General features: G+C 64.5%; 8 protein-coding genes and 1 rRNA gene. 2 read left to right on the top strand and 7 right to left on the bottom strand.

Annotation, left to right across the window (positions count from 1 at the left end; translation table 11 throughout):
• The 3 genes from CH276_RS13910 to CH276_RS13900 all read right to left on the bottom strand — a co-directional run.
• Positions 1-72, bottom strand: a 16S ribosomal RNA gene (locus CH276_RS13910); the annotation flags it as partial.
• Positions 73-655: 583 nt separating this feature from the next.
• A complete protein-coding gene (tyrS, locus tag CH276_RS13905) occupies positions 656-1,930 on the bottom strand; it encodes a tyrosine--tRNA ligase (RefSeq protein WP_032394282.1) in 1,275 nt (424 codons plus the stop codon).
• A gap of 38 nt (positions 1,931-1,968) precedes the next feature.
• Complete coding sequence (locus tag CH276_RS13900) at positions 1,969-2,613, bottom strand: DNA-3-methyladenine glycosylase (protein ID WP_094632462.1); 645 nt, start codon at positions 2,611-2,613, stop codon at positions 1,969-1,971.
• Positions 2,614-2,692: 79 nt separating this feature from the next.
• On the opposite strand from CH276_RS13900, the gene CH276_RS13895 reads away from it, so the two are divergent.
• Positions 2,693-3,424 carry an ABC transporter ATP-binding protein gene (locus CH276_RS13895; RefSeq protein ID WP_094632460.1) on the top strand — a complete coding sequence of 244 codons (732 nt, stop codon included), beginning with the start codon at positions 2,693-2,695 and terminating at the stop codon, positions 3,422-3,424.
• A complete protein-coding gene (locus CH276_RS13890) occupies positions 3,421-4,176 on the top strand; it encodes an ABC transporter permease (RefSeq protein ID WP_032394285.1) in 756 nt (251 codons plus the stop codon). The genes CH276_RS13895 and CH276_RS13890 overlap by 4 nt, the downstream gene beginning before the upstream one ends.
• Positions 4,177-4,254: 78 nt before the next feature.
• Here the strand turns inward: CH276_RS13890 and CH276_RS13885 are convergent, their stop codons facing one another.
• The 4 genes from CH276_RS13885 to CH276_RS13870 form a co-directional block, all read right to left on the bottom strand.
• Positions 4,255-4,461, bottom strand: coding sequence for a Trm112 family protein (locus CH276_RS13885; protein ID WP_032394286.1), 207 nt, complete (start codon positions 4,459-4,461; stop codon positions 4,255-4,257).
• A gap of 101 nt (positions 4,462-4,562) precedes the next feature.
• Positions 4,563-7,580 carry an AMP-binding protein gene (locus CH276_RS13880; RefSeq protein WP_094632470.1) on the bottom strand — a complete coding sequence of 1,006 codons (3,018 nt, stop codon included), beginning with the start codon at positions 7,578-7,580 and terminating at the stop codon, positions 4,563-4,565.
• Positions 7,581-7,688: 108 nt separating this feature from the next.
• Entirely contained in the window at positions 7,689-9,137 is a 1,449-nt protein-coding gene (gene argH, locus CH276_RS13875; RefSeq protein ID WP_230596634.1) for an argininosuccinate lyase, read from the bottom strand.
• Positions 9,134-10,333, bottom strand: coding sequence for an argininosuccinate synthase (locus tag CH276_RS13870; RefSeq protein WP_094632458.1), 1,200 nt, complete (start codon positions 10,331-10,333; stop codon positions 9,134-9,136). Before CH276_RS13870 ends, argH begins: the two co-directional genes overlap by 4 nt.
• Positions 10,334-10,359: the final 26 nt, after the last annotated feature.

The raw sequence follows: 10,359 nt of genomic DNA, 5'->3' as shown, positions 1-10,359 counted from the left end.
TTACCGCTCGACTTGCATGTGTTAAGCACGCCGCCAGCGTTCGTCCTGAGCCAGGATCAAACTCTCCGTAAAAGACTCTCGATCAACAGCCGAAACTGCGAATCAGTCATAAACATAAAGAGTCAAATCACTAGCAAAAAAACTCAACTAGCAAAACAAACAAAACCCTCTCACCTCAGACGGGAAGAATGAAGCAAGAAGATGTCACACCCACACCCCAAAAGGCATGAGCGCCAAAAACATTCGGCACTGACATTCATCGACACACTGTTGAGTTCTCAAAGAACACGCACACACCATTCACCGTCGAGCTGAAGCTCGTGGGTGTCCGGGGCAACCGTTCCAGCTTAGATCAGATGATCGAGCGCAGTCAAACTGGCTTCTCATCCGTGAAGGGGTCGAAATCTTGCGATCCGATCGACTTCATCTTGTCGAAGGCGAACTCCGCGTCGCTCAGGCCTTGCGGTCTGGGCTGGCGTCCGTGTCGCTCTGACCTGGACAAAGTTACGCCCCGGATAACAACGCGTCAAATCCCCAGGTCGTTCACGGATAGTTCGCGTGAACGACCTGGTCGCACCGCGTCACTTACCCACCTGACGGGCGTCGTAACCAAATTACACGGATGTGACTCCGGCCACTGGCAGCCATCGAAAATCTAGCCGAGGATTCGGGCTCCGGCGAAGTTCCGCTTTCCGCGTCGCACCACCAACCACCGGCCGTGCAGGAGATCGTCCGCGCCGGGCGTCCACTCCTCGTCGGAGATCTTGACGTTGTTGACCGATGCGCCACCCTCCTTGACCGCGCGTCGGGCAGCGCCCTTGCTTTCGCTCAACCCGGTAGCGACGAGCAGATCGATGATGGTGTTCGGCGCACCCGCTTCGATATCCGCCACAGACGCTTCCTGTAGCGCGGCGGCGAGCGTCTTTTCGTCGAGTTCCGTCAGTTCGGCCCGCCCGAAGAGCGCCTGGCTGGCGAGTTCGACCGATCGCGTCGCCGCTTCACCGTGGACAAGCGTGGTCATCTCTGCGGCCAAGCGCTTCTGCGCTTCGCGCGCGTGCGGACGCTCGGTGGTCGCCGACTCGAGTTCTGCCAACTCGTCCTTGGACAGGAAGGTGAACCAGCGCAGGTACTTCACCACATCCGCGTCACCGGTATTCACGAAGTACTGGTACCAGGCGTACGGGCTCGTCATCTCCGGGTCGAGCCACAGGCTGCCGCCGCCGGTGGATTTACCGAACTTCTTCCCATCGGCGGACGTGACCAGCGGAACCGTCATTGCATGGACCGACTCGGCGTCTTGACGCCGGTTGAGTTCCACCCCGGCGATGATGTTTCCCCACTGATCGGAGCCACCGATCTGGAGGCTGCAGCCGTACTGGCGGCGAAGCTGCACGTAGTCGTTCGCCTGCAGCAGCATGTAGCTGAACTCGGTGTACGACATTCCGTCGCTCTCGAGCCTGTTCTTGACCGTCTCGCGAGCAAGCATCACGTTGATCGAGAAGTGCTTGCCGATGTCGCGGAGAAAGTCGATCGCGGACAATTCCCCCGTCCAGGCCAGGTTGTTCACCACCACTGCGCCAGTCGGGCTCTCGTCCATATCGACGAACCGCTCGAGCTGGCCACGGATACGCGACGCCCAGTCGGTGACGACCTCGCGGGAATTCATGGTCCGCTCCCCCACATCGCGCGGGTCACCGATGAGTCCTGTGGCACCACCGGCGAGAACGATCGGACGGTGGCCTGCCCGCTGAAAACGCTTGAGCGCCAGCAACGGCACGAGGTGCCCTGCGTGTAGCGAAGGACCGGTCGGATCGAAGCCGGAGTACAGCGTGATCGGGCCCTCGGATGTGGCCTTCTTCAGCGCGTCCACATCTGTGGACTGCGCGATCAGTCCACGCCAGGTCATTTCGTCGATGATGTTCTCACTCACGACGTCGATTCTCCTGCATGGACGCATCCACACGTCGGTCAGGCCTCCGAGCCACCGGGCGCGGCGGCGCGAGGACTCCGTTTGTAGCTCGATACCGACGGTGACCCGAGCACCCAGAAGCGCCACGGACGATCGGCCGCGGCACTCACCCCCACCCGTGGGCCGGATCCAACTATCTTCTCGTGCAGCGGGCGTTCGAGAAGGTCGAGGGTGACGGGCGACGACGCGTCGAACACGTCCTTTCCGTTGTCTTCCAGCGACACGCCCATTGCTCGACCGAGATTGCCCGGCCCGCGGGCCCAACCGGCCTCGACCCGCGCCGATCGTGGGCCGCGGCCGGCACGCCTGCTCTCGACGACGTGGTGGCCCGCCACCACCTCACCCGCACGAAGCAACACAGCAGCGGCCGTACCGTCCGGGCCGCAGCTCACGTTCACACAGAGATGCATTCCGTAACTCAGGTAGACGTAGAGACGACCTGCAGGACCGAACATCACCTCGTTGCGAGCGGTCTGCCCCCGGAAGGAATGCGCGGCCGGATCGGGCCACGGACCGTCGAGCGGACCACCGTAGGCCTCGACTTCGACGATGCGCACGGACACGTCGCCCACGGTGATGGTTCCACCGAGGATGCGTCGCGCTGCGTCGTCGGGCTCCCCGGTCTCCAACTCAACGGCATTCATCCCTCCTATGATGCTTCGCCCTTGACCACCGAGCGCGACGGGGCTACTACTGCAACATCCGACGAGTCTGGAGGCCGACATGGCGTTCACCGGTGAACACGCCGTCGACATCACAGGGCTGACGGTTCGCCGCGGCAAACGAACGGTGCTGCGCAGTTTGTCCCTGACGATCCCTCGTGGAGCCATCACGGGACTTCTCGGTCCGTCGGGCTGCGGCAAGACGACTCTGATGCGTGCGATCGTCGGCACTCAGATCGTGGACAGCGGAACCGTGACAGTCCTCGGATCTCCGGCTGGCTCGGCACCATTGCGCCGCACGGTCGGCTACGTGACCCAGGCACCGAGTGTCTATCGAGATCTCACCGTTCGCGAGAACGTGCAGTACTTCGGGTCGCTGTACGGTCGCCGCCGCGCGGACGTGGCGTCCGCCATCGAGTCGGTCGGCCTGGCCGACCACGCATCGTCACGGGCGGGCGAACTCTCGGGTGGTCAACTGGGGCGGGTATCCCTGGCCAGTGCGCTCATTGCCGAACCCGAGCTGATCGTGCTCGACGAACCGACCGTCGGCTTGGATCCCGTGCTGCGCTCCGAGCTGTGGTCACGTTTCGCCGATATCGCAGCACGAGGCACAACGGTGCTGGTCTCGAGCCACGTGATGGAAGAGGCCGAGCACTGCAGCCGTCTCGTTCTGATGCGCGACGGCACCGTGCTGGCCCAATCGAGCCCTGACGCCCTACTCGCACGCACGAACGAAACGACCCTCGATCGCGCATTCCTGTCTCTCGTCAGATCCATGGAACAGACATCGTGAACGCGCGGATCTATGCAGCCGGCACCGGCCGCATCCTGCGCCAGCTCAGAGCCGACCATCGTTCGGTCGCCATGGTGCTGCTCGTTCCGTCCCTGCTGATGGTGTTGCTGTACTACCTCTACCAAGACGTGCCGACCCAGCCGAACCAGCAGTCGTTGTTCGATCGGATCGCCATCACGATGCTCGGCATCCTGCCGTTCGTCGTCATGTTCCTGATCACGTCGATTTCGATGCAGCGTGAACGCACCTCCGGAACGCTCGAACGCCTGCTGACGACGCCGATGTCCAAACTGGACCTGCTTGCGAGCTACGGGTCCGCCTTCTCGCTCGCCGCTGTCGGTCAAGCGCTGCTCGCGTGCACCGTCGCGTTCGGATTTCTCGGGCTCGACATCGAGGGCTCGGTCGGATGGGTTCTGGTGATCGCAGTCCTGGGAGCGATGCTCGGCGTCGCCATCGGACTGCTGTGCAGCGCGTTCGCTCGCACCGAGTTCCAAGCCGTTCAGTTCATGCCGGTCGTCGTGATTCCGCAGCTGTTCCTGTGCGGACTACTGGTGCCGCGAGACCAGATGCCGAACTGGCTGAGCGCGATCAGCGACGTTCTGCCGCTGAGCTACCTGGTCGACGCGCTCCAGGAGATAGCCCGGTACCCCGCGGCCACCGGCCGTATGTGGACCGACCTCGCCCTGGTCATGGCTTTCACCGTCGCCGCGCTGATCGGAGCCGCCGCGACATTGCGTCGTAGAACCCCGTAGTCGTAGAACGCCGTAGTCGACGAACCCAGTGTTCGACGAACCCAATGGTCGACGAACGCGGGTGACCGACGGAAAGTACTAGGACGTGGCGCGCGACAGGATCGACTCGTGCTCGGCGTCGTCGACATCGCGGGCGTCGTCCGCGAGCAACACCGGGATTCCGTTCTCGATGGGATATGCACGCCGAAGTCGCGGGTTGTAGAGCAGTTCCCCTTCGATCAACAACAGCGGTCCCTTGTCCACTGGGCACGCAAGAATGGAAAGCAGTGTCGAATCGATTGCCACGGGTGTCCTTCGTTCTGATCCGGTCGAACCGGAAGTGGTGTACTCGCTTACGCTACCGAACACGTTCCGTTCTGCCCTGAGTCATTGCTATGACGTCATTGCTACGACGATTGTTCGGCGGCGGCTTCTCGTCCGACGAACCGCTCGGCCACAACAGCTTTCGTCATTCGACGATAGCTGTTCGACTCGGAGTCGTAGTACCACGAACGCGCACTCGGCGTCGGAATGCCGACCTGCTTCAACGCCGTCGCGGTCGGTCGGTACGCGCGACCCACCGGAATTTCGGGCACCACGTGCACGATCGCCGGGCGCTCCGCCGGCAGCAGCACGCCGAGAGTGTCCGTCAACGCACGAGCGGTGATCACCGCTTCCGGTTGCAGCGATATGGCGCAGACGGCCACCTCGGTGGCCGATGCCTCGACGCGCACCGATCGTGGCCGATCGGACGTCACCCGCACTCCGTACACCACAGCCGAATCGACCTGGTCCAGGTCACCCACCGCGTCGACGATCGGTTGGGTGTACACCGGCCCGCAGGCCGATCGCACGACGGTGTCCTTGCGGTCGACGAGCCAGTAGTCGCCGTCGGAATCGCGACGGAACAGGTTCTCGGTGGGGATCCACGCGTCCGCGGGTTCGAATACTCCCCGCATGACGTGACTGGTCGCTTCGCCGTCACCGCTCGGTCGGCCGAGGAGTAGTCCGATCTCGTCGTCGCGGCACTGTCGGACGAAGCCCTCGTCGTCCTCTTCGAGACGCCCGGTGATCGGGTCGTAGGCCGCCAATGCAACCCGTGCGCTACCGGGCAACGGGCGGCCCTTGGATCCGATCTTCGAGCCTGCGACGTTGGCCAGAATCACGTCGTTCTCGGTGGAGGCGTAGAACTCGAGTACCCGAGCCGGGCTGAATCTTGCGAGAGTGCGTCGCCACAGCCCCACCGGCATGCCGGATCCGATGAACAGCCGCACCGGGTGACCGGAGTCGACGGGGAATCGGCCGTCGTCGAGGATCTGACGCATCATCGTCCAGGTGTAGCTCACGACCGTGACGCCGTAGCGGTAGACCTCTTCGCTGAACCTCTCGGGCTCGAGACCACGCGACAGTGCGATCCGCGATCCGCCCGCGAGTGCACCACCGATCGTGACAAGGATTCCTGCCGAATGATGCAGCGGTGCAAGGCAATACACAGTATCGCCGGGACCGAGAGCAGCAGTGGTGGCCGTACCGAAAGCGGACAAGGCCCAGCGGTGGTTGGTGATGTATCGCGGTTCGAGACCGTGATCGGTAGTCGTGAACAGGATCATCGCCAGTTCGCGGGCACGACCCGGGTCCGGCTCGTACCACTGGGGCAAACGCACCGTGTCGGGATCGATGGCCTCGAGATCTGTGACCTCGTATCCGGACGGGACGTCGAGCGTCCGCGTGTCTCCGCCGCCGAGCACCAGGACGTTCGGTGTCACCGACACTGCAGCTGCCACGTTCTCCGGATCCGCGATCACCGTGTCGACGTCGACGGTCCGCAAGGCTGCAGTCAGGTCGCTGCCAGGCTGCAGCAGAACAGGCACCGCCCCGATCCGCGAGAGCGCCGCCATGGCAGCCAACGCGCTGGGGCGGGTCTCCATCAGCACTCCGATGCGCGACGCGGGCCGCACGCCGACGCTGATCAGACCGCGCACCACGTTGTCGATGCGAACGTTCACGGCATCGTAGGTGTGCACTCGATCGTCGAACAGGAAGCACTCGCCGTTCGGAGATTTACGTCCCTGTTCGGCGATCAAGCGGCCCAACGAGACTCGGCTGTGGGGCTGCATCTGCCCCAGGCGGGCGAGCCTCGGCAAGGTACGCACGGCTTCGGACGAGATCTCCCGGGTACCGCGCACCGCCCCCGTCGCGGCCGACGCCAGCCCGCGGCCGACACCGACGCCGACTTCGGCGATGGAGGCAGCGGTATGAATCAGTCGATTGGTGATCGACACTCCGCTGTCGCTGTCACCGTGATCCTCGCGTTCCATGACGCGGACCGCCTCGGGCCTGGGTCCGAGATCTTCCCGCCACCGAATCCAGTTTCCCGTCGTCGGCCACGTCTGCGCAGCCGCGGTACTGCCGACAACCAAGCCGAAATGGCCTGCGCGCAAGGTTGTTTCGAAGACCTGCGCACGCGGGGCAGCGCGCTGGATGCCGCGGACGGCGAGCGGTTGACCGATGTCGTCCACCTCGCCGACGAAGGCCAACACCGGCACCGTCAGTTCTGCCAGAGTCAACAGTCTGTCCTTGATGACGAACCCACCGGTCATCATGCGGTTGTGCACGACGAACTGCTTCAGCAACTCGGCAACGGCCGGGCCGGACCAGGCGACCCACCCGTCCATCGCCAGAAAGCGTCGCTGCGGCTCGCGCGGCAACAGCGCCTCACGGTCGTGCAACTGGCGTAGGAAATCCAAGCGCGACCGCACGGTCTTCGCCGGATCGAGGAGCTGGAATCCCGTCCGCGCCATCCACCCCGACACGGCGAGCCGGGTGAACACATGGTCGGCCAGGAACTCCGCACCTCGCGTCGCCACTCCGGCCGGGATCCCGAGAGGCAAACCGGCGAGTGTATCGACCGGAGCCCCGAAGGTGATGAGACTGGCCAGATTTCGGCCGCCTCGGTAGGCGGCCGCCTGGTAGCAGAACATTCCGCCCTGGGAATAGCCACCCAGGTGTACATCGCGACCGGTGTGCTCGTGCACCTTGTCGACGACCTCGCTGATCGCCACCACGTGATCGGCGAGCGTGCGGCCCCATCCGCCTTCCTCGGTATCGGGCGAACCGAAGTCGACGACCCACGGATCCAACCCCATGCCGTGCAGGATTCCCGCCGCCCCTTGGTCGGTCGTCACGTCGTAGACGTCCGCGGAGACCATCATCGGAGGAATCAGCACCACCGGAGGACTGTCCGCAGGAACATCGTCGGGGAAGTAACGACGAAGCCGATACATCGGCTCGCGGTCCATCACCCGAAACGGTGACGGGTCCACCTCGGTCTCGAGCCCACCGAGACGGATGACCTCGAGACCGTTCTGCGCCGTGGCGATGGCACGGCGCAGTGGGCCGCGTACGGCGTCTGCATTCAGTCCCACAAGTACACTCCTGCGTTCGGCCCCGACGGAACGACCGGCATCGGTCTTCGCGTGACGAAAGCTTCTCACATCACACTCGACGAACCGGCAGGGATGTCGATTGCGCACTCAGTGCCGCAACACCGGTTCCTCGGCCCACGTACGCAGCATCGACGCCGTGGCTCGCACGCCCCCGAGCTGATGCGCCACCTGCACCGCGGCGGTGCCACCGCGGGCGTCCCGCGACGAGATGGAACCCTCCACCGTGAGCACCTCACGAACGGCCGGCGTGAGGGAAGGATCGATCGCGGCGAGCTCGTCGTCGGTCAGATCCGCCAGCCCGACGCCTCGCGCCTCGGCCGCTCGGACACAGGCACCCGCGGCCTCGTGAGCTACGCGGAACGCAATCCCCTGCCGCACCATCCACTCGGCGATGTCGGTGGCGAGCGTGAACCCGGCCGGTGCGAGTTCGGCCATGCGCTCGGTGTGGAATTCGAGCGTTGCCGTCAATCCCGTGAGTGCAGGCAGCAACAGCTCGAGCTGCGCCACCGAGTCGAACACCGGCTCCTTGTCCTCCTGGAGATCACGGTTGTAGGCCAACGGTTGCGCCTTGAGCGTGGCCAGTAGACCGGTGAGGTTTCCGATCAGTCGACCGGTCTTTCCGCGGGTCAGCTCCGCGACATCCGGATTCTTCTTCTGCGGCATGATCGAACTGCCAGTGGACCATGCGTCGGCCAATGTGACGTAGCCGTACTCGGGCGTGCTCCACGATATGACCTCCTCGGCGAACCGAGACAGATCGACCGCCGTCATCGCCAACACGAACGCAGCCTCGGCCGCGAAGTCGCGCGAGGACGTGGCGTCGATCGAGTTCTCGGCGGACGAGTCGAATCCGAGCTCGGCTGCGATCTTCTCCGGACTCAGACCCAGTGACGAACCGGCGAGAGCCCCGGAACCGTACGGCGACACCGCTGCTCGCGTGTCGAAGTCCGCGAAGCGCTGCACGTCGCGCAGCAACGGATGGGTGTGCGCGAGCAGATGATGCGCCAGCAACACCGGCTGCGCGGCCTGCGAATGCGTCTTGCCCGGCATGACGGCCGTCGGATGCGCCGCTGCCTGGGTGGCCAACGCGTCGACCACATCGAGAACGCCGACGGACACCCGACGGACGGCGTCGCGCAGCCACATCCGGAACAGCGTGGCGACCTGGTCGTTACGCGACCGGCCCGCGCGCAGCCGGCCCCCGACCTCGGGTCCGACGCGATCGATCAGACCGCGTTCGAGAGCGCCGTGCACGTCCTCGTCGGAATCGGCTGCCACGAACGCACCGGAGGCGACGTCGTCGGCGAGACGCTGCAAACCGTCGAGCATGGTCTCGAGGTCCTGCGGCGTGAGCAGTCCGGCACCGTTCAGCACCCGCGCGTGCGCCATGGATGCGCGGATGTCGTACGGCGCGAGTACCCAGTCGAAGTGCGTCGACTTGCTCAACGCCGCCATGGCTGCGGCCGGCCCCGATGCGAATCTGCCGCCCCAGAGCGAACCCTCGTTGGTTCCGTGGGAGATCTCCGAATTCGTCACAGGCCCAGGTCCCGCTTCGCGGCGATCTTCGACGAGAGTCCGTGCAGCTGAACGAAGCCCTTGGCTGCCGACTGGTCGAACGTGTCGCCCTCGTCGTAGGTGGCGAGGTTGAAGTCGTACAACGACTCACCACTGCGGCGTCCGTTGACGATGATCCCGCCCGCGTGCAGGACCAGGCGGATGTCGCCGGAAACGTGCTCCTGCGTGTGCTGCACGAACGTGTCGAGAGCGCCCTTGAGCGGGGAGTACCACAGGCCGTCGTACACCAGCTCGGCCCACTTCTGGTCGGTGTGGCGCTTGTAGCGACCGAGCTCGCGCTCGAGGGTCATGTGCTCGAGCTCCTCGTGGGCCCGGATGAGCACCATGGCACCGGGTGCCTCGTAGATCTCGCGACTCTTGATGCCGACGAGCCGATCCTCGACGACGTCCAAGCGGCCGACACCCTGCGCTCCGGCACGAGTGTTGAGCTCCTGGATCGCTTCGAGTACCGACACCGGACGGCCGTCGATCGCGACGGGGCGACCCTTGTCGAACGAGACGATGAGCTCGTCGGGAGCCTGGAAGTTGACCGTCGGATCCTCGGTGTAGTCGTAGACGTCCTTGGTCGGCGCGTTCCACAGGTCCTCGAGGAAACCGGTCTCCACCGCGCGTCCCCAGACGTTCTGGTCGATCGAGAACGGCGACTTGGTGGTCACGTTGATCGGGATGTCGTTCTCTTCGGCGAACTTGATCGCCTTCTCGCGCGTCCACGCGTAGTCGCGAACCGGTGCCAACACCTCGAGCTCGGGGGCGAGGGTGTTGAAGCCGACCTCGAACCGAACCTGGTCGTTGCCCTTGCCCGTGCACCCGTGTGCAACAACGGTTCCGCCGTGCGCCCGCGCGTTCTCGACGAGGTGCTTGACGATCAACGGACGGCTGATGGCCGACACGAGCGGGTACCGATCCATGTACAGCGCGTTGGACTGGACCGTCGGCAGGCAGTACTCGTCGGCGAACTCGTCCCTGGCATCGACGACGACGGATTCGACTGCGCCGCAATCGAGTGCGCGCTGACGCACGACGTCCATGTCCTCGCCGCCCTGCCCCAGATCGATGGCGACGGCAACGACCTCCTTGCCGGTCTCCCTCCCGATCCAGCTGATGGCGACGGAGGTGTCGAGTCCGCCGGAATAGGCGAGGATGACGCGTTCGGCCATGGTGTTCAAGCTCCTTCGTTGTTCTT

Origin of the sequence: Rhodococcus sp. 06-470-2 (assembly GCF_002258235.1) — a bacterium.
GTDB lineage: Bacteria > Actinomycetota > Actinomycetes > Mycobacteriales > Mycobacteriaceae > Rhodococcoides.
This window is presented reverse-complemented; position numbering and strand designations above follow the sequence as displayed.